The sequence below is a fragment of the Streptomyces sp. SLBN-31 genome (assembly GCF_006715395.1).
Lineage (GTDB): Bacteria > Actinomycetota > Actinomycetes > Streptomycetales > Streptomycetaceae > Streptomyces.
This window is the reverse complement of the sequence record NZ_VFNC01000001.1, coordinates 1,993,915-2,019,037: the sequence shown is the minus strand read 5'-3', so window position 1 is coordinate 2,019,037 and position 25,123 is coordinate 1,993,915. Positions and strand designations below refer to the sequence as shown.

General features: G+C 72.7%; 24 protein-coding genes and 1 pseudogene. 11 read left to right on the top strand and 14 right to left on the bottom strand.

From position 1 onward, the window contains the following. Positions 1–103: 103 nt before the first annotated feature. Entirely contained in the window at positions 104–586 is a 483-nt protein-coding gene (narJ, locus tag FBY22_RS09285) for a nitrate reductase molybdenum cofactor assembly chaperone (protein WP_142144015.1), read from the top strand. Here the strand turns inward: narJ and dnaK are convergent. The 6 genes from dnaK to FBY22_RS09255 form a co-directional block, all read right to left on the bottom strand. Continuing rightward, positions 583–2,457: a molecular chaperone DnaK gene (dnaK, locus tag FBY22_RS09280; protein WP_142144013.1), complete on the bottom strand. Its 1,875-nt coding sequence runs from the start codon at positions 2,455–2,457 to the stop codon at positions 583–585. The genes narJ and dnaK overlap by 4 nt on opposite strands. 185 nt (positions 2,458–2,642) lie before the next feature. Continuing rightward, positions 2,643–3,071, bottom strand: coding sequence for an OsmC family protein (locus tag FBY22_RS09275; RefSeq protein WP_142144011.1), 429 nt, complete (start codon positions 3,069–3,071; stop codon positions 2,643–2,645). 57 nt (positions 3,072–3,128) lie between these two features. After that, positions 3,129–4,862: a DUF2201 family putative metallopeptidase gene (locus FBY22_RS09270; RefSeq protein WP_399211442.1), complete on the bottom strand. Its 1,734-nt coding sequence runs from the start codon at positions 4,860–4,862 to the stop codon at positions 3,129–3,131. Between the two features lie 65 nt (positions 4,863–4,927). Then, a complete protein-coding gene (locus tag FBY22_RS09265) occupies positions 4,928–5,989 on the bottom strand; it encodes an ATP-binding protein (protein WP_142144007.1) in 1,062 nt (353 codons plus the stop codon). An 81-nt stretch (positions 5,990–6,070) separates the two neighbouring features. Continuing rightward, complete coding sequence (locus FBY22_RS09260) at positions 6,071–8,089, bottom strand: phage holin family protein (RefSeq protein WP_142144005.1); 2,019 nt, start codon at positions 8,087–8,089, stop codon at positions 6,071–6,073. Between the two features lie 133 nt (positions 8,090–8,222). Further along, positions 8,223–8,630, bottom strand: a complete 408-nt coding sequence (locus FBY22_RS09255; protein WP_142144003.1) for a hypothetical protein — start codon at positions 8,628–8,630, stop codon at positions 8,223–8,225. 83 nt (positions 8,631–8,713) lie between these two features. Between FBY22_RS09255 and FBY22_RS09250 the strand changes: the two genes are divergently transcribed. Further along, positions 8,714–9,487, top strand: coding sequence for an MBL fold metallo-hydrolase (locus tag FBY22_RS09250; RefSeq protein WP_142144001.1), 774 nt, complete (start codon positions 8,714–8,716; stop codon positions 9,485–9,487). Next, the gene (locus tag FBY22_RS09245) at positions 9,484–10,113 is read left to right on the top strand and encodes a DedA family protein (RefSeq protein ID WP_399210793.1); all 630 of its coding nucleotides are present in this window, start codon (positions 9,484–9,486) and stop codon (positions 10,111–10,113) included. The genes FBY22_RS09250 and FBY22_RS09245 overlap by 4 nt, the downstream gene beginning before the upstream one ends. 296 nt (positions 10,114–10,409) lie before the next feature. Here FBY22_RS09245 and FBY22_RS09240 read toward each other — a convergent pair whose 3' ends face one another. The 4 genes and pseudogenes from FBY22_RS09240 to FBY22_RS09225 form a co-directional block, all read right to left on the bottom strand. Then, positions 10,410–11,456, bottom strand: a complete 1,047-nt coding sequence (locus FBY22_RS09240) for an MBL fold metallo-hydrolase (protein WP_142143999.1) — start codon at positions 11,454–11,456, stop codon at positions 10,410–10,412. Beyond that, positions 11,453–12,700, bottom strand: a complete 1,248-nt coding sequence (locus tag FBY22_RS09235) for an aminotransferase class I/II-fold pyridoxal phosphate-dependent enzyme (RefSeq protein WP_142143997.1) — start codon at positions 12,698–12,700, stop codon at positions 11,453–11,455. The genes FBY22_RS09240 and FBY22_RS09235 overlap by 4 nt, the downstream gene beginning before the upstream one ends. Before the next feature lie 153 nt (positions 12,701–12,853). Beyond that, positions 12,854–13,150, bottom strand: a pseudogene (locus FBY22_RS45890) (hypothetical protein); the annotation flags it as partial. An 837-nt stretch (positions 13,151–13,987) separates the two neighbouring features. After that, positions 13,988–14,782, bottom strand: coding sequence for an RNA polymerase sigma factor SigF (locus FBY22_RS09225; RefSeq protein ID WP_142143993.1), 795 nt, complete (start codon positions 14,780–14,782; stop codon positions 13,988–13,990). A gap of 255 nt (positions 14,783–15,037) precedes the next feature. On the opposite strand from FBY22_RS09225, the gene FBY22_RS09220 reads away from it, so the two are divergent. Next, positions 15,038–16,831, top strand: a complete 1,794-nt coding sequence (locus tag FBY22_RS09220) for a thiamine pyrophosphate-requiring protein (protein WP_142143991.1) — start codon at positions 15,038–15,040, stop codon at positions 16,829–16,831. A gap of 164 nt (positions 16,832–16,995) precedes the next feature. Beyond that, positions 16,996–17,637 (top strand): isoprenylcysteine carboxylmethyltransferase family protein, encoded by a 642-nt coding sequence (locus FBY22_RS09215; RefSeq protein WP_142143989.1) that lies wholly within the window; start codon positions 16,996–16,998, stop codon positions 17,635–17,637. Between the two features lie 27 nt (positions 17,638–17,664). Here the strand turns inward: FBY22_RS09215 and FBY22_RS44115 are convergent, their stop codons facing one another. Further along, complete coding sequence (locus FBY22_RS44115) at positions 17,665–17,826, bottom strand: hypothetical protein (protein ID WP_174267114.1); 162 nt, start codon at positions 17,824–17,826, stop codon at positions 17,665–17,667. Positions 17,827–17,956: 130 nt separating this feature from the next. On the opposite strand from FBY22_RS44115, the gene FBY22_RS09210 reads away from it, so the two are divergent. The 4 genes from FBY22_RS09210 (at position 17,957) to FBY22_RS09195 (ending at position 20,143) form a co-directional block, all read left to right on the top strand. Next, positions 17,957–18,349, top strand: coding sequence for a DUF2795 domain-containing protein (locus tag FBY22_RS09210; RefSeq protein ID WP_142143987.1), 393 nt, complete (start codon positions 17,957–17,959; stop codon positions 18,347–18,349). 160 nt (positions 18,350–18,509) lie between these two features. Next, positions 18,510–18,941 (top strand): CBS domain-containing protein, encoded by a 432-nt coding sequence (locus tag FBY22_RS09205; protein ID WP_142143985.1) that lies wholly within the window; start codon positions 18,510–18,512, stop codon positions 18,939–18,941. Next, on the top strand, positions 18,938–19,594 hold the full coding sequence (locus FBY22_RS09200; RefSeq protein ID WP_142143983.1) for a diguanylate cyclase: 657 nt from the start codon (positions 18,938–18,940) through the stop codon (positions 19,592–19,594). The genes FBY22_RS09205 and FBY22_RS09200 overlap by 4 nt, the downstream gene beginning before the upstream one ends. A gap of 6 nt (positions 19,595–19,600) precedes the next feature. Next, on the top strand, positions 19,601–20,143 hold the full coding sequence (locus tag FBY22_RS09195) for a type 1 glutamine amidotransferase domain-containing protein (RefSeq protein WP_142143982.1): 543 nt from the start codon (positions 19,601–19,603) through the stop codon (positions 20,141–20,143). Positions 20,144–20,186: 43 nt separating this feature from the next. Here FBY22_RS09195 and FBY22_RS09190 read toward each other — a convergent pair whose 3' ends face one another. After that, complete coding sequence (locus FBY22_RS09190) at positions 20,187–20,465, bottom strand: DUF6158 family protein (RefSeq protein WP_142143980.1); 279 nt, start codon at positions 20,463–20,465, stop codon at positions 20,187–20,189. 56 nt (positions 20,466–20,521) lie between these two features. On the opposite strand from FBY22_RS09190, the gene FBY22_RS09185 reads away from it, so the two are divergent. Further along, positions 20,522–21,628: a Vms1/Ankzf1 family peptidyl-tRNA hydrolase gene (locus tag FBY22_RS09185; protein WP_142143978.1), complete on the top strand. Its 1,107-nt coding sequence runs from the start codon at positions 20,522–20,524 to the stop codon at positions 21,626–21,628. Positions 21,629–21,641: 13 nt separating this feature from the next. Here the strand turns inward: FBY22_RS09185 and FBY22_RS09180 are convergent, their stop codons facing one another. After that, positions 21,642–23,261, bottom strand: a complete 1,620-nt coding sequence (locus tag FBY22_RS09180; protein WP_142143976.1) for an ABC-F family ATP-binding cassette domain-containing protein — start codon at positions 23,259–23,261, stop codon at positions 21,642–21,644. 64 nt (positions 23,262–23,325) lie between these two features. Beyond that, the gene (locus FBY22_RS09175) at positions 23,326–23,979 is read right to left on the bottom strand and encodes a histidine phosphatase family protein (RefSeq protein WP_142143975.1); all 654 of its coding nucleotides are present in this window, start codon (positions 23,977–23,979) and stop codon (positions 23,326–23,328) included. A 291-nt stretch (positions 23,980–24,270) separates the two neighbouring features. Here FBY22_RS09175 and FBY22_RS09170 point away from each other — a divergent pair, with 291 nt between their 5' ends. Beyond that, positions 24,271–25,092 carry a class I SAM-dependent methyltransferase gene (locus tag FBY22_RS09170; RefSeq protein ID WP_142143973.1) on the top strand — a complete coding sequence of 274 codons (822 nt, stop codon included), beginning with the start codon at positions 24,271–24,273 and terminating at the stop codon, positions 25,090–25,092. Positions 25,093–25,123 lie beyond the last annotated feature (31 nt).

Genomic DNA, 25,123 nt, shown 5'->3' with positions numbered 1-25,123 from the left:
GTCTGGGCGGGTGCGTTCCCTCGCTCGCCCCTAGCGTCGAAGGACGGGGCGAGCAAGGGAGCGAGGGACGTGGCCGACACGCGGATACCGGCAAGGGGGTCCGATGCCCTCTGACGCCGTCCTGCATCAGGCGGCAGCGCTCTGCCTGACCTACCCGGGCGACGACTTCCGCGCCCGGCTGCCACTGCTGCGCGAAGCCGCGCCCCAGCTGCGGGAGTTCACCGACCACGCGGCGGTCACGCCGGCCCGGGAACTGGCCGCGCACTACGTCCGGGTCTTCGACTCCGGCAACCGGTACAGCCTCCGTCTGAGCCGGTGGCAGGACGCGGACACACGGCGGCGCGGGATGACGCCCGCCCGCTTCGGGGACGTCTACCGCGCCGCCGGACTGGAGATGACCGACGGGGAACCGCCCGACTTCCTGCCCGCCGTCCTGGAGTTCACGGCCCGTACCGGCGACACAGGCCTGCTCACCGAGCACCGCGCCGGCCTGGAACGGCTGCGCACCGCACTGACCGACCTCGGCACGCCGTACGCGACCGTCCTGACGGCTGTGTGCGCGACCCTGCCTCCCTGTGGGCGCTAGGCGGCGCCCCCCTTCGTGTCCTTCTCGTCGTCGACGATCTCCGCGTCCACCACGCCCTCTTCCTCGTGGCCCGGCTGTTCGTGGGCCGTGGCCCGGTCGCCGGCCTGGCCGTCGGAGCCGGCGGCGTTCGCGTACATGGCCTGCCCCATCTTCTGGCTGACGGTTGCGAGCTTCTCGACGCCCGTACGCAGTTCGCCGGTATCGGCGTTCCGCTCCAGGAGCCCCTTCAGCTCCGTGGTGGCCTCCTGCACCTCGGACTTGGTGTCGGCCGGGATGCGGTCCTCGTTGTCCCGGATGAACTTCTCGGTCTGGTACACGAGTTGTTCGGCCTGGTTGCGGGTCTCGGCGGCCTCCCGCCGCTGGCGGTCCTCCTCCGCGTACTGCTCGGCCTCCCGCATCATGCGGTCGATGTCGTCCTTGGGCAGCGCGCTGCCGCCGGTCACCGTCATCTTCTGCTCGCGGCCGGTGGCCAGGTCCTTCGCCGAGACGTGCATGATCCCGTTGGCGTCGATGTCGAAGGCCACCTCGATCTGCGGCACGCCCCGAGGCGCCGGCGGCAGCCCGGTGAGGTCGAAGACGCCCAGCTTCTTGTTGTACGCGGCGATCTCCCGCTCGCCCTGGTACACCTGGATGCCCACCGACGGCTGGTTGTCGGTGGCCGTCGTGAAGATCTCCGAACGCCGGGTCGGGATCGTGGTGTTGCGCTCGATGAGCTTGGTCATGATGCCGCCCTTGGTCTCGATGCCGAGGGACAGCGGGGTGACGTCGAGCAGCAGCACGTCCTTGACGTCGCCGCGGATGACACCGGCCTGCAGGGCGGCGCCGACGGCCACGACCTCGTCGGGGTTGACGCCCTTGTGCGGGTCCTTGCCGGTGAGTTCCTTCACCAGGTCGGTGACGGCAGGCATGCGCGTGGAGCCGCCGACGAGGATGACGTGGTCGACCGCGGACAGCTTGATGCCCGCGTCCTTGACCGCCTGGTGGAAGGGGGTCTTGCACCGGTCGAGCAGGTCGGCGGTGAGCTCCTGGAACTGCGCGCGGGTCATCTTCTCGTCGAGGTGCAGCGGCCCGTCGGCGGAGGCAGTGATGTAGGGAAGGTTGATCGTCGTCTCCGAGGAGCTGGACAGCTCGATCTTGGCCTTCTCGGCGCCCTCCCGCAGCCGCTGCAGGGCCATCTTGTCCTTGCCGAGGTCGACGCCGTACTGCCCCTGGAACCGCTTGACCAGGTGCTCGACGATCCGCTGGTCCCAGTCGTCGCCGCCGAGGTGGGTGTCGCCGTTGGTGGCCTTGACCTCGATGACCCCGTCCCCGATCTCCAGCAGCGACACGTCGAAGGTGCCGCCGCCGAGGTCGAAGACCAGCACGGTCTGCTCCTCGCCCCGGTCGAGGCCGTAGGCGAGGGCGGCGGCCGTCGGCTCGTTGATGATCCGCAGGACCTTCAGGCCGGCGATCTCCCCGGCCTCCTTGGTGGCCTGCCGCTGCGAGTCGTCGAAGTACGCGGGGACGGTGATCACCGCATCCGTGACGTCCTCGCCGAGGTAGGACTCCGCGTCCCGCTTGAGCTTCTGCAGGACCCGCGCCGACAGCTCCTGCGCCCGGTAGCGCGTGCCGTCGATGGAGCCCTGGTCGGGGAAGCGCCAGTGCGCGTCGCCCATGTACCGCTTCACCGAGCGCGCGGTGCGCTCCACGTTGGTCACGGCCTGCCGTTTGGCGACCTCACCGACGAGCACCTCCCCGTTCTTGGCAAAGGCCACGACCGACGGTGTGGTCCTGGCCCCCTCCGCGTTGGCGACGACCGTGGGTTCGCCGCCCTCCAGGACGGCCACCACGGAGTTCGTGGTCCCGAGATCGATCCCGACCGCACGTGCCATCTCCGTCCCCTTCCGCCAGGCACTTCTCAGACTCCAGCACAAAACTTGAGTGCGCTGTTGTCAATGCCGCGTAGGTCCCGGGTACCCCCGGAGAACGGCTCTCGGGTACCCCGTAAAACGGCGGTGCCGCGCTCCGGGGACGGGGCGCGGCACCTGTGGCCCGTGGTCGGGCGGGCTCGGCCGCTTCAGGCGAGCTTGGCCGACAGGGTGATCGTCGTGCCGGTCAGGGCCTGGCTGACCGGGCAGTTCTTCTTGGCGTCCTCGGCCGCGGCGACGAAGGCGTCGTCGTCGATGCCGGGGACCGTGCCCTCGACGGTGAGGTGGATGCCGGTGATGCCCTCACCCGGCTGGAAATTGACGTCCGCCGATGTGACGAGCTTGGTGGGCGGGGTGCCGGCGCCGTTCAGGGCGTGCGACAGCGCCATGGAGAAGCAGCTGGAGTGCGCGGCGGCGATCAGCTCCTCGGGGCTGGTCTTGCCGTTCGCGTCCTGGGAGCGCGAGGCCCACGTCACCGGCTGCGCCTCGATGGCCCCGGAGGAGTCGAAGTTCACGACACCGCTGCCCTCGAGCAGGTTGCCTTCCCATACGGTGTGTGCGGAGCGCGTGGTTGCCACGGTGAGTCCTTCCGAATTCCTGCTGTTGCTTGCGCTCCCATCCGATCACATTCCGGCTCAGCGCACCCGGAAGACCGGCCCGCGGGGGGTGAACGGCAGCCGTGCCCCCTGCGGAATCAGGTAGGCGTGCTCGCGGCGGACCCGCAGCACGTCGCACCAGCCGTCGGTGATCACGAGGACGGGCGCGCCCGGCGGGAAGTCGTCCGCCCGGTGCAGCAGGTCGATCCCGGGCTGCAGGACCGTACCGCCGCGGCCGTGCACACGGACCCGGCCCGCGATCTCGGTCACCGGCAGATAGCCCGCGTCCTGCGGGGCGGCGTCGCAGAAGACGACGCGGGCGGCGGGCACGTCGCGGGCCTCGGCGTAGGAGGCGATCGCGCCCAGTGCCTTGCCCAGCAGCGTGTGGTTCATGGAGCCGGAGGTGTCGAGGACGACGCCGAAGGTGCAGCGGGCGATCTCCTCGGGCGGGAAGTAGTGGCCCGCGCGCGGGATGTCCGGGGTGGAGGACTGGCGGCGGGAGGGACGCGCGTACGTCCGGACGGGCTGCGGGCTGGGCACGAACTCGTCGAACCAGCGGGCGAGTCGCGCGTCCCAGGGCAGGGGCGGCTGGCTGAGCGCCCGGATCTCCTCGACCAGGCCGCCCGGCAGGTAGCCGCGTTCCTGCCGCTGGTGGAGGTCCAGGCCCTGGCCGAGGCCCCGGCGGTAGAACTCGTCGAGGTCGACGTGGGTGCCGGGCGGGCCGAGCGGGGCGCCGAGCACGTCGCCGACGCCCTTGCCGCGCAGGGTGGCCAGGCGCCGCATGCGGCGCAGGTCGCCGGCGATGCGGTCGTAGACCTCCTCGGCGGACAGGCCGGCGAGCGCGGGGTCGTGGAGCAGGCCCTCGGGCATGGTGCCGACCTGCATCTCGATCAGCCAGCCGTTGATGACGTAGTCGCAGGCGATGTTGAAGAGGTAGGGGTCGCGGGTGCCGCAGCGGTCGCCGTGGCGCAGGGCGGCGTGCAGCATCTCGTGGGCGAGGACGAACCGCCACTCCTCGTCCTCGAGTTGACGCAGCGGGTTGACGTAGATCTCGCCGGCCTCCGGGTTCACGGCGGCCACGGAGATGCCGTGGGCGCGGGCGAGTTCGGCGTCGGCGACCAGGGTGATGCCGGCCGCGATACCGCCGAGCAGCGGGTAGGAGGAGACGAACCAGCTCAGCGCCTTCTGCCAGGGACGCCGCGGGGCCACCTCGCCGTCGAGGGAGTCGCGGCGGCCGCCCGCCATGTCCATCGCCGCCGACACGGTCCGGGTCAGGGCGGCGGCGAAAGCCAGCTGGTGGTCAGGCGGGCCGCCGTACCAGCCGTTCCATCTCAGGAGCAGTTGGTCGGGCTCGTCGCCGGCCGTGCCGCAGCGCTCGTAGGCGGGCGGGATGCCGTCGCGGCGCCAGCGTGCCGCGAGCCGCTCCTCGTCGCCGTCGGGATAGGAGGCGGGGAGCGCTTCGGGGGTCTCGCCGACGGTGAAGTTCAGCAGGAAGCGGTTGACGACGACGCAGCGCGCGGCGAGGTCGAAACGGTCCGGCTGGACACGCTCGCCCTTCGCCGCCGGGACGTGCCCGAAGCCGAGGTGGAGGACGGCGTGCGCGAGCGCCCAGGCCCAGGTGGCGGGTTCGGCGAGGCGGTTGGGGTGGACATGCAGGTCCGCGTCGGAGTCGACTACCACGAGCCCGTCGCGCGGGGCGAGTCGGCACTCCTCGTGCCGGCACACGTCGAACTCGACGGCGGCGAGGGCCGGGTTGGCCTTCAGCAGGCGCATCCCCTCGGCGAACGCCTCGGCCGCGACGTCCCGTTTCTTCTTCTGCCCCTTGCCCTTGGTGCGGCTCACCGCCGCGCCTCCACCAGCCGCGGCATGTCCCGGGCCGCCTCGATGAGGAACCACGACGGCAGTACGGGGTTGCCGTCCTCGTCGGAGGCGATGACGGTCTGGGCGACCTCGACGGAGATCTCCGCGAGCTGCACCAGAAGCGACTTGGCGCGGTACGCGGTCTGCCGGCCGTTCGCCGACATGTGCTCCTTGCTGACCGGGAGTTCCTTGACCAGGCGGCCGCGGAAGGACTCGGCGAGGTAGTAGAGCAGGTCGCGTTCCTCGACGCGGTTCGGCCAGGGGGCGTCGCCCTTGATGATCGCCTCGATGCCGAACCGGCTGCGCACGATCTTGACGTAGCCGCAGAAGGCGGTGGCGTGCGCGGGCGTCAGGGTGCCGTGCGCGAGAACCTTGAGGGTGTCCTCGTCGAGGTCGCGGCCGAACGAGTGCAGCGCGTCGGAGAGCATGTGCCAGGAGCGGGGCGTGGAGAACGGCTCCTCGGTCTTCGGCGGCTTGGACCACAGGTGGTCGGGCCGGTCGGTGAGGTGGTCGAGGATCCAGGGGTGGATGCCGTGGCCCGCGGCCCAGGCCAGCCAGTCCTTCGCGGAAGCCTCCAGGTGGACGTGGGTGAGGCGGTTGACCAGGGCGGAGGCGATCGGGCGGGCGAGGGCGTTGTCCGTGGCGCGGTTGCCGGCGCCGATGACGATGGAGCCCTTGGGCAGTTCGTAGTCGCCGATCCGGCGGTCGAGGATGAGGGAGTAGAACGCCTTCTGCACGTCCGGGGAGGCCGCGTTGAGCTCGTCCAGGAACAGGCAGTACGGCTCGTCGCGGGCGATCGCCTCCGGCGGGCAGAACACCGACCGCCCGTCCCGGATCTGCGGCACGCCGATCAGGTCCTCCGGCGCCAGCTGGGTGCCGAGCAGGCTCACGCACTCCAGGCCCAGCGACTCGGCGAACTCCCGCACCAGCGAGGACTTCCCGATGCCGGGCGCGCCCCAGAGGAACACGGGCCGGACGGTGGCCAGGCCCAGCAGCAGTTCGGGGATACGGGCGGGAGTGACGGTGACAGCGGCCTGCAAGGGGTTCCTTCGCGTTCGGGTGCACGACGACTCGAACAGTGTGTGCCGGTGCCGGAACCGGCGCAGCCCATTTTCGGGCGCCTAGGCCGCCTGCTCCCCTTCCTCGAGCAGCGGCACCTGGGGGCCGTCGGCCTCCCGCAGCCAGCGCCGCAGGACGCGGTGCACCCGCTCGGCGCCGACGAGTTCGCACCCGTCGTCGACCGGTGCCGTGAGGGCGACCGGCGACAGCAGGAAGGGCCTGCCCTGCGCGCCGCCGAGTCCGCCGTGCGAGCCGATCTGCTCCTCGAAGGCCAACACCTCCCCGTCGGCCGGGTCGTGGAAGGAGTTGACCATGATGTCGGCGGTGTGCGGGAAGGAGTGCGTGCGCCGCACCGTGTCGGCCGCGCCCGGCCCGAAGGCCGCCAACGGGCCCGTCTTGTCGTCGAGTTCGTCCAACGGGATCTCGGCGCCGTACGCGCCGAGCACGACCCCGCCGTGCCGCTCGCTGCGGACGAGGAGGAAGCCGATGCCGGGATGGTTGGCGAGGGTCGTCAGCAGGGCCGGGTGCCGGGCGTCGATCTCCTCCTTGCTCATCCGGTGCGGCACGTCCGGGAAGGAGACCAGGCCGAGGTTGCCGGAGGCCAGCACCAGCGGCTCGGCACGGCGGCCCGAGGGGTGGTACCGCTCGCCGCCCTCCACGGGCCTGCGCAGTGCCGCGCGCACGGCGGCCCGGGCCTCGGCGCCGCTGTGGGTGCGCCGCGCCCGGCGCGGCACGGGCAGCCCGCAGCCGGCCCGCACCAGGTCGCCGAGACTGAGGCCGTACCGGGAGCGGAAGGTCTCGCCGGGGCTCTGCCCGTGGTCCGAGAGCACGACGATCCGGTACGGCCGCGGGGCGTGCTCGGCGACGTGCGCGATGAGCGCGAGCGCGCGGTCGAGGCGTTCGAGGACCTTGCCGGCGTCGCGGCTCGTCGGGCCCGAGTGGTGGGCGACCTCGTCGTAGGCGACCAGGTCGGCGTAGACGGCGGTGCGGCCGGCGAGCATGTCGCCCATCACCGCGGCGACCACGACGTCCCGTTCGACGACGGTCGCGAAGGCGCGGACGAGCGGGTAGAGGCCGCCGCGCGACACCCGCGGGCGCTGCTTGCGGATGCGGGCCCGGGTGGACTGGCCGATCTCGCGGCCGACCTCGGCGACGAAGGACAGGGCGGTGCGCACGGCGTTGGCGGGGTCGGAGAAGTAGGCGAAGTAGCCGGCCCGGGAGCGGTTCTCCCGGCCGCGCCTGCGGGTGGCGATGGACAGCACCAGGGCCTGCTCGTCGGCGCCGCCGCCGAAGAGGTTGCCGCGGCTGGCCCCGTCGAGGGTCAGCAGCCCGCCGTCGCCGGTGAACTCCACGGCGCGGCGCTGGAGTTCCGCGGCGCTGGTCGGGCGGTTGCAGACCATGACCTCGCCGCTGTCCTTGTCGTACCAGCGGAAAGCGGGGACGTCGTGGTTGGTGCCGTGCAGGATGCCGAGCTGGCTGGCGCCGGTCTGGCTGGACCAGTCGGTGCGCCAGGGGGTGAGCCGGTGCGAGGACCCCAGCCACCGCGCGACGGTGGGCATGATGCCCCTGTCGACCGCGTCCACCAGGACGTCGTGGCCGACGCCGTCGAGCTGTACGAAGACGGTTCCGGGGGAGGCCGGGCCGGGCGGCAGGCGTCTGCGGCGGCGGTCGGCGAGCCGGTAGAGCCGCCGCCGGTAGGCGTCGTCGTCGCGGACGGCGAGGGCACCGCCGGTGGCGGAGGCGACGGCGGACATCACGGCGGCCACCACCACGGCGGTCTCGGGGGCCGCCTCGGCGCTGCTGGCGGGGTTGAGCCGCAGGGCGACCAGCAGCAGGGAGCCGTTGAGGACGAAGACGAGCAGCCCCAGCACGAGCGCGGGCACGAGCAGCAGCAGCCGCACCAGCAGCGGCCAGACCAGGGCCGACAGCACACCGAAGGCGCCGGCGCCGACCGCGGCGGTCACGGCGATATGGGTGGCGCTCTCGCCGTCCGGGGACTGCAGGCGGAAGTCCGGCAGGATCCCGGCGAGCACGAGCATGGTGACCGTCGAGACGGCCCACACCGTGACACTCCGGCCCATCTGACTGGCGATCCCTCGCCAACGCCCGCCACGCACTCCCGCACACCTCACGTCCCGCCCGTCGTCGATGCGGGCCTGGACCAAGCCTGTCACACGAGGTCCGGCGGGGCCGGGGCGTTCCGTGGGGGCGGCTTCAGCGCCCGTCGTAGCCGGCCGTCGGCATCGACAGCCTGCGGTGCACGCGTGCCTTCATCTGGGCGTCGTAGCAGGGCTCCTCGAAGCCCACCGTCTCCACCCGCACGCCGCGTCGCGCGCACTCCGCGGTGAACTCCTCCACGGAAGACAGCGCGCTCTCCAGCACCCGCCGGCTCGGCGCGACGAACAGGTCGAGTCCGGGGCGGACGCCGTCCCACAGCACGCAGTGGTCGGCCCGCAGCCCCCGTATCAGGAGTTCGCGGCTGACGATGTAGCCGCGCTCGGCCGCCCAGCGCGCGCACATCGCGTGCTGACTGCGGGAGTCCACCAGGAAGGGATCGGCGTCCAGCTCCTCGAGCGGCGTCAGACTCGCGATCGCCGTGACGCGCACGCGCATCGGTCCCATGGCGTCCCCCTCACCTCCGGGTTTCGCCGCCGACCCTACTCCAGCCCGTAGGCTTCGGGGAGTCGCGCGAAGGAGGCAAAGAGGTGCCGGTGGAGATCACCTGGTGGGGTCACGCGACCTGTACGGTCGAGGACTCGGACGTACGGGTGCTCACCGACCCCTTGTTCGCCCGCCGCCTCGCCCATCTCCGGCGCCGCAGAGGCGCGCTGCCACCGCCCGGCGCCTGGCGCGCGGACGTGGCGCTCGTCTCCCACCTGCACGCCGACCATCTGCACGTGCCCTCGCTGGAGCGGCTCGCCGAGGGCACGCGCCTGCTGGTGCCCCGGGGCGCACCCCGGGCGGTACCGGGGCTGCGCCGGCTCACGCACCTCCGGCTGACCGAGGTGGCGCCCGGTGACCGGCTGACCTTCGGGGACCTCGCCGTACGGGTCGTGCCCGCCCTCCACGACGGGCGCCGGCTGCCGGTCGGACCGCACCGCTCCCCCGCCCTCGGGTACGTCGTCGAGGGGCAGGCGCGGACCTACTTCGCCGGGGACACCGGCCTGTTCGACGCGATGGCGCGGGAGGTGGGGCCGGTCGACGTGGCCCTGCTGCCGGTGGGCGGCTGGGGGCCGTATCTCGGCGACGGCCATCTGGACGCGGGGCGGGCCGCGCAGGCGCTGGCCCGGCTTGCGCCCCGCAGCGCCGTTCCGGTGCACTACGGCACGTACTGGCCGATCGGGATGGACGCCGTGCGCCCCCATGAGTTCCATGCGCCCGGCGACGAGTTCGTGCGCCTGGCGGCCGACCACGCGCCGCAGGTGGCGGTGCACCGGCTCGGGCACGGGGAGAGCGTGCGACTGGAGGCCGCCCGGTGATGTGGCTCGCCGCCACCGTGACCTCGACCGTGCCGCCCGAGTCGACCCAGCAGGCGCTCGGTTATCCGTCCCTGTTCCTGCTCGTGCTGTTCGGGGCGCTGGTGCCGGTGATCCCGACGGGCGCGCTGGTGAGTTCGGCCGCGGTGGTGGCGTTCCACCAGACGGCGCCGTTCGCGCTGGCGATGGTGTTCGTGACGGCGTCGCTGGCCGCGTTCCTCGGGGACGCGGCCCTGTATTGGCTCGGGCGGCGCGGGATGAAGTCGAAGAACGGATCCCGCTGGCTGGAGGCGATCAGGTCGCGGGCGCCGGAGGAGCGGCTGGCGCAGGCGCAGCGCAAGCTGGCCGAGCACAACATCTCGGTGCTGGTGCTGTCGCGACTGGTGCCGGCCGGCCGGATCCCGGTGATGCTGGCCTGTCTGATGGCGAAGTGGCCGCTGCGGCGCTTCTCGCGGGGCAACCTGCCGGCGTGCCTCGCGTGGGCGGCCACCTACCAGGTGATCGGGATTCTGGGCGGGTCGCTGTTCGAGGAGCCCTGGGAGGGTGTGGTCGCGGCGGTCGCACTGACCGTGCTCGTCGGTGCGACCCCCGGCATCTGGCGCCGCATCCGCCGGACGACGACGGCTTAGGCGGTATGGGCGGCTGGCGGCTTGGGCGGCTGGCGGCTTGGGCGGCTGGCGGCCTGGCCGGCTGGCGGCTTGATCGGCTTGCGTGGCTGGCGGCTTGGGCGGCTGACGGCTTGATCGGCTTACGCTGCTGACGACTTACGCGGCTGACGGCCGGGCAGCTGGCGGCTTGGGTGGCTGACGGCCTGCGCGGCTGACGGCTTGGGCGGCTTGCGTGGCTGGCCGCTTGGGCGGCTGACGACCTGCGCAGCTGACGGCCTGCGCAGCTGACGGCCTGGGCGGGCTGGCGGCTTGGGTGGCTACTCCAGCACCCGGGACGCCCCGACCGGCAGGTCCCACAGGTCGGCGCGGTCCAGTCCCGCCTTCTCCCAGGCCGCGCGCACGCGGGTGAGCGGTTCCAGGACCGGCTCCGCCGACAGCACGAACGTGCCCCAGTGCATCGGCGCCATGCGCCGTGCCCCGAGGTCCTGGGCCGCTCTGACCGCCTCCTCCGGGTTGCAGTGGACGTCGCTGAGCCACCAGCGGGGGTCGTAGGCGCCGATGGGCAGCAGGGCGAGGTCGATGCCGGGGTAGCGCTCGCCGATGCGGGAGAACCAGTGGCCGTAGCCGGTGTCGCCCGCGAAGTGGACGCGCTGCCCGTCGGGGGCGGTCAGGACCCAGCCGCCCCACAGTGAGTGGCAGGTGTCGATGAGGGTGCGCTTGGACCAGTGGTGTGCCGGGACGAAGTCGAAGCGGACCCCGCCGAGTTCGGCCGCCTCCCACCAGTCCAGCTCCGTGACCTCGGTGAAGCGCCGGCGGTAGAACCAGCGGCCGAGGCCGGCGGGCACGAACACCGGGGTGTCGCGCGGCAGTCGGCGCAGGGTGGGGGCGTCGAGATGGTCGTAGTGGTTGTGGCTGATGACGACCGCGTCGACACGCGGCAGGGTCTCCCAGGGGATGCCGACCGGCGTGATGCGTGCCGGGGTGCCGAGGATGCGGCGGGACCAGACGGGGTCGGTGAGGACGGTCAGTCCGCCGATCTGCACCACCCAACTGGCGTGGCCCGCCCAGGAGACGGCCAGTGTGCCGGCGTCGACGCGGGGCAGGGGGGCGGGGGCGAAGGGGAGCCTGGGGATGTCGGCGAGGCCCTCGCGGCCGGGGCGCACGGAGCCTTCGCGGGCGAAGCGGGCCATGGCCTTCAGGCCGGGCAGAGGGGCGGTCAGGCGGTTGTGGAAGGTTCGCGGCCACACCCGGCGTTCGCCCAGCGGGCGGGGCTCGGCGAGCGGCGGGAAGGGGGGCGCGAACCCCGGCGCCGGTGCCGGATCGTCCGCTTCCCGGGTGGTGGTCGACTCGGACTGCTGCGTCATCGAGGAGGCTCCCATCGCTGAGCGTCGTCGCGGAGATCGTCGAAGACCGACTTCACATGACTCAACGCGCGTTGCACGTGTGGCAGTTCCAACGGCGCGGGGGCCGTGAGACATTCCGCGCGCTCGTCGTCCGTACGGCCCAGCAGCGGGCCGGTGGACAACCGGACGCGCAGCGCGCCCAGTTCGTCCCCGAAGCGGTGGCCGCCGGGCGCGGGCATACCGAGCCGGACGGCGAGGAAGTCCTCCAGTTCCTGGGCGTCGCCGACCCCGTGGGCGGTGAGGGCCGAGCGCAGCGGGGCCAGGTCGGCGTAGACGTGGCGGCCGGCCTGCGGGGGCCGGGAGAAGGCGCTGGCGCGCACGAGCACACCGTGCAGGGCCTCGGCCACGCGCGCGTGCAGGCGTACGGCGGTGGCCACGCGCGCGGTGACCGGAAGGGGCTCGCCGAGCGCGTAGGCGGCGGGAGCGGCGACGGGGCCCGCGATCCGGGCCCCGAGGGCGGTGAGGATGTCCAGCACGCGCGCGTGGAGACCGTTTCCGGTCTCCCCCGCCGGGAAACGGGCCACCGCGGCCGGCCAGCCCGGCGGCAGCAGCGCGCCGGCCAGGTCGGTGACGACGGTGACCCGGTCGGGAAGCATCTCTGCGGGGCTGACCTGCACGGTGTCGTGCGGGGCGTGCAGGGTGTCGCGCCAGGTCTCGTCGCTGACCAGGTGCAGGCCCTCGCCCGCGGCGGCCTCCACGCACGCGTGCATGGCCTCGGGCGGGGCCACGGTGGCGGTGGGGTCGTCGGCGACGGACAGTACGAGCAGGCGCGGGTCACCGCCCTCGGCGCGCACCCGCCGCACGGTCTCCAGGAGGGCGTACGGGTCCGGGACGCCGCCGCACTCGGCCGGTGTCGCGACGTGGAAGACGGGTCTTCCCAACAGGCGCGCGTACGGCGCCCACCAGGCCGCGCACGGCCGGGGCACCAGGACGTCACCGCCGAGCGCGGCGGTCAGGGCGAGCAGCAGCGCGGGGGCGCCGGGGCCGGCGGCGACCCGCTCGGGTCCGGTGGCGAGACCGCGCCGTTCCCAGTAGTCGCAGGCGGCCTGCCGCAGGGCGGGCCCGCCGCCGACCGGTTCCGCGTCGGCACGGGCGGCCGCCGCGGCCAGGACGGCCGTCAGTTCGGGCAGTACGGGCAGGCCGTCCTCGGGGAGCGGCGGCCCGAAACGGACGGGGCCGTGGCCTTCCGGGTCCGTCCGCGGCATCCCTACCTCCGTTGTGGCACCTTGCTGCGCCGGGCCCCCGCCGCTCCCCCGTCCGTACGGTGCGGGCCGGGTCCCTGGGCTCTGAGTACCCCGTGAGCCGTCGCCTCATGGGGGTCCCCCGGGTTGTACGGGTCACACCCGGCGATCTTCCGGTCAGCGGCCGCCCGTGGAGTCACGGTGGCGCAGCCGGTGGGCGGCGGCGCCCAGCGCGCCCGCGATCAGGACGCCGCCCGCGACCAGCGCGGGTACGGAGTCGGTGAACGTGCCGCCCTCGCCGGCCCGGACGCCCCGCTGGACCGGCGCCGTACCGCAGCCGTCGGTGCGCTGTTGCTCACCGCACTTCCGGCTGGCGTGGGCGCCGAGATCGACCTTGAACGTGGCACTCCACGCGGCCCCGTGACCGCCGGGCGCGGCCGGGCAGGTGCCGTTGACGGTCCAGGCCGAGTCCGCGGTCACCCCACCCGGGGACACCGAGCCGGGACCGACCGAGCCCGGGGGCCTCGAGTCGGAGCCCACCACGTCCGGGGCCGCCGCATCAGGGGGTGCGTCGTCCGGGGCCGCAGCATCCGTGGGCACCTTGTCCGGGCCGACGGCATCCGGGTCCGCCGCGTCCGGAGTGACCGAATCCGGGCCCACCGCATCCGGACCCACCGCATCCGGGGCCGCCGCATCAGGAACCAAGGTGTTCTCCGGCGCGGCCGCATCCGGGATCGCCGTATCCGGACCCACCGCGGCCGGGCCGCCGTCCTCCAGTTCGGTCGCGGAGGCGATGCGGGCGGTGCCGCGGTAGGTGACCCCGGCGGCCCGCTCGTCGTTGCCGACGACGCGTTGCAGCTGGACGGTGCCCTCGTCGAAGGCCTGCGAGGTGGCCTCGATGGTGGGGGGCGCCTCGCCGCCGGTGGATTCGCAGGAGACCGAGACGGTGACGGTGCCGCCGGGCGACGCGGTGCCGGGGCTGACCTCCGAGGCCGGGTCCGCGAAGGCGGCCGTCGCGGGGAGGCCGACCGCGGCACCGGCCAGGGCCGCGGCGGACAGGACTCGGGCGGTGCGGCGCATGGGGTGGGCTCCTTCGAGTGGCGTCTGCGGACGGGTCACGCAGGGCGTGCCTCGCCCCCATCACAGCCCTCCCACCGCCGCCCCGCGCGCGGCCGAGCACCATTCGCGTCACACACTGGGCCGAGCGGGTGACACGACTTTCGCGACGCGAAGGCCGCGCCGTACGCCGAAAAGGCCGCCCGGAGGGGGTGTCCTCCGGGCGGCCCGGTGGCGCGGAAGCGCGTCGCGGGGTTACGCCGTGCCGTTCAGCACCTGTTCGCGTACGCGGCTGCAGCAGCGGCTGATCAGCCGGGACACGTGCATCTGCGAGATGCCCAGCTGCTCGGCGATCCGGCTCTGGGTCATGTCGCCGAAGAACCGCATGTACAGGATGGCCCGCTCCCGTTCGGGCAGCGCCGCCAGCCGGGGCGCGACGGCCTCGCGGTCCACGAGCCTGTCGAGGGCGGGGTCGGGCGAGCCGAGGGAGTCACTGAGGGAGTAGCCGTCCTCGCTGCCGGGCAGTTCGGCGTCGAGGGAGAGCGCGGTGAAGCTCTCCAGGGCCTCCAGGCCGACCAGCACGTCCTCCTCGCTCATGTCGGCGTGCTCGGCGATCTCGGCGACCGTGGGCCTGCGGCCGGAGACGGTCTGGGTGAGGTCCTGCGTGGCGAACCGGACGCGGTTGCGCAGGTCCTGGACCCGGCGCGGTACGTGCAGGGTCCACATGTGGTCGCGGAAGTGCCGCTTGATCTCACCGGTGATGGTGGGCACGGCGTAGCTCTCGAAGGCGTTGCCGCGTTCGGGGTCGTACCGGTCGACCGCCTTGACCAGGCCGAGGGCCGCGACCTGGCGCAGGTCCTCGTAGCTCTCGCCGCGGTTGCGGAACCGCCCGGCGAGCCGTTCGGCCATGGGCAGCCAGGCCTCGACGACCTCGTCGCGCACCGCGTCGCGCCGCTCGCCCGGGGGCAGCGTCGCGAGCTTGCGGAAGGCTTCGGCGGTGTCGGGGGCGTCGTCGTGCGGGTGGTGCTTCGCGCTCACTCGGGTGGGCATGGTGCGTCGCAACTCCCTAAATGGTGCTTGGGGATGGACGGTCACCGTGGGAGGAGGGCCACGCGGTCGGGACAGGCGCGGCCGGGGCGGCGCGAAGGGCCGCTCCCACGGACGTGCCTCCTGTCCGAAGCACTGATGCTGCGCCTGCCCCGGGCCGGGCCCGGCAAACACACGGATGTTTTCCGCACGCCCCCCGGGTGACTCGGCCCGCAGACGACTGCTGCCCGTTCAGCCGACGGCCCGGGAGGTCCGCACATGAGCACCAAGGTCTCCGACCACATTCTGCAGCGCCTGCGCGAGTGGGGGGTGGACCACGTCTTCGGCTATCCGGGCGACGGCATCAACGGGCTGCTCGCCGCCTGGGGCAGGGCGGAGAACCAGCCGCGGTTCGTGCAGTCCCGGCACGAGGAGATGTCCGCGTTCGAGGCGGTCGGCTACGCGAAGTTCAGCGGCCGTCTGGGAGTGTGCGTGGCGACGTCCGGACCGGGAGCGATCCACCTGCTCAACGGCCTCTACGACGCGAAGCTCGACCATGTGCCGGTGCTGGCGATCGTCGGCCAGACCCATCGCACGGCGATGGGCGGCTCGTACCAGCAGGAGGTCGACCTGCACACGCTGTTCAAGGACGTCGCCTCGGACTTCATCGAGACGGTGACGGTCCCCGAGCAGTTGCCGAACGTCATCGACCGCGCCATCCGCACCGCGTACGCCCGCCGCTCCCCCACCGCGATCATCGTCCCCGGTGACGTGCAGGAGCTGGACTACTCGCCGCCCACGCACGAGTTCAAGATGGTCCCCTCCAGCCTCGGCCGCAGTTCCTGGACGGCCGTTCCCTCGGAGGACTCGCTGCAGCGCGCCGCGGAGATCCTCAACTCCGGTGACAAGGTGGCGATCCTGGTGGGCCAGGGCGCCGCCGGAGCACGTGCCGAGGTCGAGCGGATCGCCGAAGTGCTGAAGGCCGGCGTCGCCAAGGCGCTGCTTGGCAAGGACGTCCTGAGTGACGAACTCCCCTACGTCACCGGCTCGATCGGCCTGCTGGGCACGCGTCCGTCGTACGAGCTGATGCGGGACTGCGACACCCTGCTGACCATCGGATCGTCCTTCCCCTACACGCAGTTCATGCCGGAGTTCGGCAAGGCGCGCGGGGTGCAGATCGACATCGACCCGCACATGGTGGGGATGCGTTACCCGTACGAGGTGAATCTGGTCGGCGACGCGAAGGCGACGCTGGAACGGCTCATCCCGATGATCGACCCGGCCCGCGGGCCCGAGTGGTACGACACGGTGTGCGACAACGTGTCGCGCTGGCGCGAGGTGATGGAACGGCGGGCTCAGCAGTCCGCCGACCCGATCAACCCGGAGTACGTCACCCACGCTCTGGACGCTCTGCTGCCCGAGAACGCCATCGTCACCTCCGACTCGGGTTCCGCGGCCAACTGGTACGCCCGGCATCTGACGATGCGGCCCGGCATGCGCTCCTCGCTCTCCGGCACGCTGGCGACGATGGGCCCCGGAGTGCCTTACGCGATCGGCGCGAAGTTCGCGCATCCGGACCGGCCGGCGATCGCGCTGGTCGGGGACGGTGCGATGCAGATGAACGGCCTGGCGGAGATGATCACGGCGGCCAAGTACCGCCATGCGTGGGAGGACCCGCGGTTGATCGTCGCCGTGTTCAACAATCGCGATCTCAACCAGGTCACCTGGGAGATGCGGGCCATGGAGGGCGCGCCGTCGTTCCTGCCCTCGCAGGAGATCCCGGACGTGCAGTACGCCGCGTTCGCCCGCTCCCTCGGGCTGACCGGTGTGCGGGTGGAGAAGCCCGAGGACGTCGAGGCGGGCTGGCGCGCGGGGCTCGAGGCGGACGGCCCCGCGGTGATCGAGTTCCTCACCGACCCCGCGGTCCCGCCGATCCCGCCGCACGCCACCTGGGAGCAGATGGAGGCCACGGCCGCGTCCATCCTCAAGGGCGACGCGGACCGCGGCTCCATGATCAAGCAGGGGCTGAAGGCGAAGGTGCAGGAGTTCCTGCCGGGGCACGACAAGAAGTAGCCGCCGGGCTGCCGGGGCTCCTGGGGCTGCCGGGGGCCCCGACCACGGGGCGCTGACCGCGGGAACTCCACCCGTGGGTGGGGCGGGTGCTCTACCCACGGGTGGGCTGCGGTTCAGCCCGTGGGTGGTGGTGCTCCGTGGGCCCCGAGAAGCAGTCTTGAGGCATGGACTCGCTTCGCTCCGTACTCGCCGTGGTCGTCGCCGTCTGTGTCGCCGTGTTCGTCGCGGCGTGGCTCGTCGGCGCGGTCTACTTCGGTGTGAAGAGAGGCTCCGGAGCGCGGGAGGCGGCCCGCGATCTCCGCCGGACGCTGCCGCGCCGGCTCGCGCTGATCGCCGGCGCCTGGCTGCTGGGACTGCTGGTCCGGCAGACACCGGGGTCCTGGCGGCACCGGCTCGAGTTCTGGCAGCCCGAACTCGCGCTCCTGGGTGCGGTGCTGGCCGTGGCCTCCACCGGCTGGCTTTTGTGGGCGCGGTGGGTCCTGGGCACCATGTGGGCGAGCATCCCGATGGTCCGGGAGCACCATGAACTGCGCACCGACGGCCCGTACCGGATGGCCCGCCACCCCATCTACACCGGGATTCTCGGGCTGGTCACCGGCGCCATGGCGGCCTGCGGCTTCGGGGTCTGGGTGCTGGTCCTCGCCGTCACCGTGCCCTGGCTGCTGCGCCGGGTCCGGATCGAGGACGGCATGATGGCGGACCGGTTCGGCGCGTCCTACGCGGCCTACCGCGCCCGCGTACCGGCTCTCATACCCTCGCTCCGGCCGCCCCGGGGCGTTCTGCGACGGGCCGACGGCCACCGGTAGGGGCGCCCGCCGGCGTGCGGTGGACCGTCAGGGCGAGCCGTGCGTCCTGGGTGAGGTGGTGGGCCCGGCAATGCGGGACTTCTCGTTCCGGTCGGTCTTCTTCGTTTGCAGCAGCAGCTCCTCGTAGCGGCCCAGTGCGAGCACCACGCCGAGCATGAGGAGCGGGATGAACACGGCGATCAGTGCCATGGCCGTTCCCTCCCGGAGATGGGAGTGGGGGGCATCTGCCGGGTCTCCCTGCTCTCGTTGCGCAAACCCTCGTGTCGGCCTCCGCTCATCGGGTACGCGGTGCCCACCCCGAAGATCTGGAGGGAGTCTCATGCAGCGAGGCAGCGATCGGCTGAGCGTCCATCGCGACGAGGAGATGAAGCACGAACTGCGGGGTCTGCTCCGCTCCGGGCACCCCACCCGGACCGAGGAGTGGCACGACCCCGAGCCCACCGCCGACGACGACCCCGAGATCGCCGGCGGCCCGATCGCCCCGGGAGGTTCCGCCGCGTCCCTGGCCTCGGTCCGCACGGAACTGGCCCGGCACCTGAGCCGTCACGCGTTCCCCGCGGGCCCCCGTGACCTGGCGCGCGCCATGCGCCGGTCGTATGCCCCGGACGCCCTGGTGGAACCGGTGGAGCGGCTGCCGCGTACGGCGAAGTACACCACGGTCCAGCAACTGGCCGAGGCTCTGGTGGAGTCCGGCCGGGAGCGGCAGGGATAGCCCGAGTCGGCGGTGCAAAGGGCCCGTGCCCGCCCGGCCGGCCGGGCCCTCTGCCCCACGTACGCATAGCCCCCGGCCCCAGGGGTACTGCGGGCGGCGTCATGCCGACGACGGCCGCGTTGCTCCCACCGGCCGGGGAACGGAGGAAGGGCCGACTGTGATGGCTGATTTCGTGAGGGAGGTCATGACGCCGGGCGTGGTCGCCGTCCGCCCCGACGCGTCACTTGTCGAGGCGGCGCAGCTGATGCGCACGCAGGACATCGGCGATGTGCTGGTGGCCGACGGACAGCGGATCGTCGGTGTGCTCACCGACCGCGACATCACGGTGCGCGCGGTCGCCGAGGGGATCGACCCGCTCACCGTGAGCGCGCGGTCCGTGTGTACGCCGGATCCGGTGGTGATCGGTCCGGACGATCCCGTCGGGACGGCCGTCGCGCTGATGCGCACGCACGCCGTTCGCCGTCTGCCGGTCGTCGAGGACGGGCTGCCGGTCGGTGTGGTGAGCCTCGCGGACCTCGCGGTGGCCGAGGACCCGGACTCGGCGCTGGCCGAGATCGGCCGGGCCGAGCCGACGGGCGGTGTCACCGCGTGAGCCGGGGCCAGGCGGCGGAGATCAGTGCCACCGGCGTCAAGGTCGACGTCGGGGACGTGACGACCCGTTACCTGCTGTACGGCCTGCTGCCGAGCTGGTTCGTGCCGGGCCTCGCCGACTGGGCGATGCACCGGCGCACCCGGATCGAGGACACGGCGGGCACCAAGGAGTCGCTGATCCACTCGCTGATGATGGCGGAGGTCGGCCTCCCCATCGCGCTGACCCTGCGCTATGAGGTGAACCCTCTGCTGCTGGCGGTGCAGTTGGGCGGCGCCGCGGTGCACGAGGCGACCGCGCTGTGGGACGTGCGGACGGCGGTGGAGAGCGACCGCGAGGTCAAGCCCGTCGAGCAGCACATCCACAGCTTCCTGGAGTCCCTGCCGTTCGCGGCGCTGGCCGCCCTGACGTGCCTGCACGCCGACCAGGTCAGGAAGCTGCTGCGCGGTGGCGGCGGCGACCCGGACGCCTGGCGGCTGGTGCCGCGGCGGCGACCTCTGTCCCGTGGCTACCTCGCCGGGATCGCCGCCGCGATCGGTACGTGCGTGCTGCTGCCGTACGGCGAGGAGCTTGTGCGCTGTGTGCGCGCGGGCCGTCGGAACAAGAAGCGTGCCACCGGTGACGAGGCCGAGTGGCGTGCGCCGAAAGGACGTTGAGACATCATGCGTATCGCATTCCTGACCGCACCGGAGGGTGTCGAGCAGATCGAGCTGACCGACCCGTGGCAGGCGGCGAAGGACGCCGGCCACGAGCCCGTGCTGGTGTCGACGAAATCCGGTGAGATCCAGGCGTTCAACCACCTCGACAAGGCGGACACGTTCCCCGTGGACGAGGTCGTCGGGGAGACCTCGGCGAACTCCTTCGGGGCTCTCGTCCTGCCGGGCGGGGTGGCCAACCCGGACTTCCTACGCATGGACGACAAGGCCGTGTCGTTCGTGCGGGACTTCTTCGACCAGGGCCGCCCGGTCGCCGCGATCTGCCACGCGCCCTGGACGCTGGTCGAGGCGGACGTCGTACGGGGGCGGGTGCTGACGTCCTGGCCGAGCCTGCGGACGGACATCCGCAACGCGGGCGGCACCTGGGTCGACGAGCAGGTGAAGATCTGTGACCACGGCACCAACAAGCTGGTCACCAGCCGCAAGCCGGACGACCTGAAGGCGTTCTGCGACGCCTTCCTGCACGTGTTCTCCGAGGGCGCCGGCTGACGGCCTCCCGGACCGGCCGCCGGTGCCCCGGTGAGCGGTGCCGTCAGGAGCGGGGAGTCATCGACTCCCCGCTCCGGCGTTCCCGGGCGCCTTCCCGGGTGCGGCCCGCGGCCACCATGCGCTGCGGATTGCGGCGCAGGTACTCGCCCTCCAGCTCGGCCATGCGGTCGTTGTGGGCCCGCAGCGCGTCGCTGGAGCCGTACAGCAGCGTGTCGTGGCGTGTGCGGTGGATCGTCTCCAGCTCCTTCATGAGCTGCTGGTCGTCCAGCCTGCCGACGTCGACTCCGGTCATGGTGGTGTCCCGCTCGTCGTGTTCGTCCATGCGGTCCGGGTACCCGCCCGGCGGCAACAACCCCAAGCGGCATCCGGGAGGGAGCCATGGATCTCGCGTTTCTCCACCCACTCTACGAACATCCGGGGCCCTGGGCCTCCGTGTACGTCGACACCTCCCGGCACACGGAGGACACACCTCACGAACGGCATCTGACGGCCGTGGCGCTGGCCCGGGACCTGGATCGGCAGGGTGCGGACCAGGAGACGTGCCGGGCCGTCCGGACGGCCCTGGACGAGCTGCAGCACTCCTCCGAACCCCACGGCCGCGCCCTGTTCGCCCGGGCCGGCGAGGTGGTGCTCGACCCGCCGCTGGCCCGGCCGCCGATGCGGGACAGCGCCCACTGGGCGCCGCTGCCGCACACGGCACCCCTGCTGGAGCTGGCCGGGGAGGACCCCGTGTGCCTGGTTGCGTACGTGGACCGCAAGGGCGCGGACCTGGAGCTGCGCAGCGCGATGGGGCGGGAGGACGCCGGCTCGGTCACCGGCCGCCAGTGGCCGGTGCACCGCACGAGCACGGTCGACTGGTCGGAGCGGCACTTCCAGCTGAAGGTGGAGAACACCTGGGAGCACAACGCGGCCGAGATCGCCCGGGCGCTGGCCGCCTGTCAGGAGGAGACCCGCGCCGACCTGCTGATTCTCGTGGGCGACGACCGGGAGCGGCGGTCCGTGCACGAGCGGCTGCCGCAGCAGCTGCAGGCGCTGGCCGTCGAGGCGCCGCACGGCACGGGCAGCAGGCTGCTGGACGAGGACGTCGAGAACACCCGTGACGAGCACGTGCGCCGGCGGGCCGAGCGGGAGCTGGAACGCTTCCTGTCGGCGCGCGAGCCGGACGGCGAGGGTCACGCCGGCGCGGTGGAGGGGGTCCCGGCCTTGGTCGAGGCGGCCCGCGAGCACCGCATCGACGAGCTGCTGATCCGCCCGGACGGGCCCGACGCCCACCGCGAGGTGTGGATCGGCGAGGACCCGGACCAGCTGGCGGTGCGCCGCACGGACCTGAAGATCCTCGGCGAACAGCACTCCTGGGCGGCCCGCGCGGACGATGCGCTGATCCGGTCGGCGGTGGCCACCGGAGCCCCGGCCCTGTCGGTGTCGGCGGCGACGGACCGGGAGGTCCCGGTGGGCGGCCTGGGAGCCCTGCTGCGCTGGACGTGAGCGCGGCGTCCGCCTACCGGACCCGCTCCACGCGCCGCTCGTCCCACACCGGCTCCGGGGTCTCCCGCACCCGGCCGTCACTGCCGAAGACCAGGTACCGGTCGAACGAACGGGCGAACCACCGGTCGTGGGTGACGGCGAGCACCGTCCCGTCGAAGGCCTCCAGGCCCTCCTGGAGCGCCTCGGCGGACTCCAGGTCGAGGTTGTCGGTCGGCTCGTCGAGCAGCAGGGCCGTGACGCCCTGCAGTTCCAGCAGGAGGATCTGGAAGCGGGCCTGCTGGCCGCCGGAGAGCCGGTCGAAGCCCTGCTCGGCCTGGTTGGTGAGCTCGTAGCGGCGCAGCCGGGACATGGCCGCGCCCCGGTCCTGTGAGTGTTCCTGCCACAGGATGTCGAGCAGGGTGCGGCCCATCAGCTCGGGGTGGGCGTGGGTCTGGGCGAAGTGCCCGGGCACCACCCTCGCCCCCAGCTTCCACCTTCCCGTGTGCGCCACGTCCTCGCCGGCCAGCAGCCGCAGGAAGTGGGACTTGCCGGAGCCGTTGGAGCCGAGGACGGCGACGCGTTCGCCGTAGAAGACCTCCAGGTCGAACGGCTTCATCAGGCCGGTGAGCTCCAGGCCCTCGCAGGTGACGGCCCTGACGCCGGTACGGCCGCCCTTGAGCCGCATGCTGATGTCCTGCTCGCGCGGCGGCTCGGGCGGCGGGCCCGCCTCCTCGAACTTGCGCAGCCTGGTCTGTGCGGCCTGGTAGCGCGAGGCGAGTTCATGGCTGATGCTGGCCGCCTGCCGGAGGTTCAGCACCAGCTTCTTGAGCTGGGCGTGCTTCTCGTCCCAGCGGCGGCGCAACTCCTCGAAGCGGGCGAAGCGTTCGCGCCGGGCGTCGTGGTAGGTGTCGAAGCCGCCGCCGTGCACCCAGGCGTCGGCGCCGGCCGGGCCCGGCTCCACGGACACGATCTTCTCCGCCGCCCGCGCGAGGAGTTCACGGTCGTGGGAGACGAAGAGGACGGTCTTGCGGGTCTCCTTCAGCCGCTCTTCCAGCCAGCGCTTGCCCGGCACGTCGAGGTAGTTGTCGGGCTCGTCGAGCAGCAGCACCTCGTCGGTGCCGCGCAGCAGCGCCTCCAGCACGAGCCGCTTCTGCTCACCGCCGGACAGGGTGCGCACCTGCCGCCACTGCGCCTTGTCGTACGGCACCCCGAGTGCGGCCATGGTGCACATGTCCCACAGGGTCTCCGCCTCGTAGCCGCGTGCCTCGGCCCAGTCGGCGAGGGCCTGCGCGTACTTCAGCTGCGCGGCCTCGTCGTCGACGGTCATGATGGCGTGCTCGGCCCGGTCGACGGCCTGCGCGGCCTCGCGGATCCGGGGCGGCGCCACCGACACGAGCAGGTCGCGCACGGTCGTGTCGTCCCGTACGGATCCCACGAACTGCCGCATCACGCCCAGGCCGCCGCTCACGGTGACGGTCCCGCCGTGCGGTTTCAGCTCGCCGGAGATCAGCCGCAGCAGGGTCGTCTTGCCGGCCCCGTTGGGTCCGACGAGGGCCACCACGGCGCCTTCGCCGACCCGGAAGGACACATCGCCGAGCAGCGCCCTCCCGTCGGGGAGGTAGTACTCGAGGTGCGCGGCTTCCAGATGTCCCATGAGGCGGCATTCTCCGGGCCGCGGCGCGGGGACGGCAAACCCTTATCGGTCGGTGGCAGGTCCGTCACTCGGTGTCGACGGGGCGGCCGGCCGGTCCGCCTTCTCCGGCGGGGGCCACCAGCGCCCCCGCCCACGACAGCGCCTTCCACCCGTCCTGCGGCGAGCCCTCCAGGATGACCACGCCGGTGTTCCGCAGCGGATGGTCGGCGGCGAAGGACACGTCCACGTTGTCCGCGCGAGCCGCGGTCCACATGCGGATGGCGGCGCCGTGGCTGACCATGGCGACCGTGCCGGCCCCGCTCGCGGCGGCCTCCGCGACGACGGCGTCGTACCGCGCCAGCGCCTCCGTGCCGCTCTCGCCGCCGGGCATCCTCAGCTCCGTCTCCCCCGCCGCCCACGCGAAGACCGTCTTCATGTACAGCAGCCCGTGCTCGGAGTCGCCGGGCAGCATCTCCAGGTCACCGGCCGACACCTCGCGGATGCCGTCGCGCACCAGCGGCTCGAGCCCTCGGGCGGCGGCCAGCGGGGCGGCGGTGAGCTGGGTGCGCACCAGGGTGGAGACGTACAGGGCCTCGATGTCCTCGTCGGCCAGGGCCTCGGGCAGGGCCGCCGCCTGCCGCTCGCCGAGTGCGGTCAGGACCGCTCCCGGTACGGCGGTGTCCAGCAGCGCCTCGACGTTGGACGGGGTCTGGCCGTGGCGTATGAGGAGCAGACGCATTCAGGGAGCCTTCGTGTCTCGGTCGCCGCCCGCCGGGCAGGAAACGGGCACTTCAGGGTACCCGCCGGACTGCGGTGGCTCCGGTGGCGCTGGCCGTGGCGCTGTCCGGGTGCACACGGGCGTGCACTTCCCGAGCGACGTGTTCGCGGGTGCGGAGGCTGAGGGTCTATCGCCCCATGAGCCGGGAATTGACGGCCCGTCAGTCCATATGGCAAAACGTGGGTCTCATCATTCGACATGCGGGCGTACGGTGAAGCGCACCGACGAAGCGTCGAACAGGGGAGTTCAGCCATGTCGAAGCCGCAGGAGACCGCCGTCTACACACACGGGCACCACGAGTCGGTGCTGCGCTCGCACACCTGGCGGACCGCCGCCAACTCCGCGGCCTATCTCCTCGGCTCGCTGAAGCCCCACATGAGGATCCTGGACATCGGCTGCGGCCCCGGCACCATCACCGCGGACCTGGCGGCCCTCGTCCCAAACGGCCATGTCACGGGCGTCGACCACGCGCCCGGCATCCTGGACCAGGCCAGGGCGACGGCGTCCGAACGCGGCCTGACCAACATCGACTTCGCGGTCGCGGACGTGCACGCCCTGGACTACCCGGACGACACCTTCTGCGTGGTCCACGCCCATCAGGTGCTCCAGCACGTCGGCGACCCAGTGCGGGCGCTGCGCGAGATGAGGCGGGTGACGAAACCCGGCGGGTTCATCGCCGTCCGCGACTCGGACTACGCAGCCATGACCTGGTATCCGGCCTCTGCGGGGATGGACGACTGGCTGGAGCTGTACCGGCGGGTGGCGCGTGCGAACGGCGGGGAGCCGGACGCCGGGCGCCGGCTGAAGTCCTGGGCGCTGCGGGCGGGGTTCACCGACATCACCGCCACCTCCGGCACGTGGACCTACTCCACACCGCAGGAGCGGCAGTGGTGGAGCGGGCTGTGGGCGGACCGGACGCTGGAGTCGGCCTACGCCGAGCGCGCCACCGAGGGCGGGCACGCCACGCGGGAACAGCTGAGGGCCGTCTCGGACGCCTGGCGGGAGTGGGGAGCACGGGAGGACGGCTGGTTCGCCGTACTCCATGGGGAGATCCTGTGCCGGAAGGATGCCTGAATCTCCTTTTCCGGGATACCCGGACAACAGG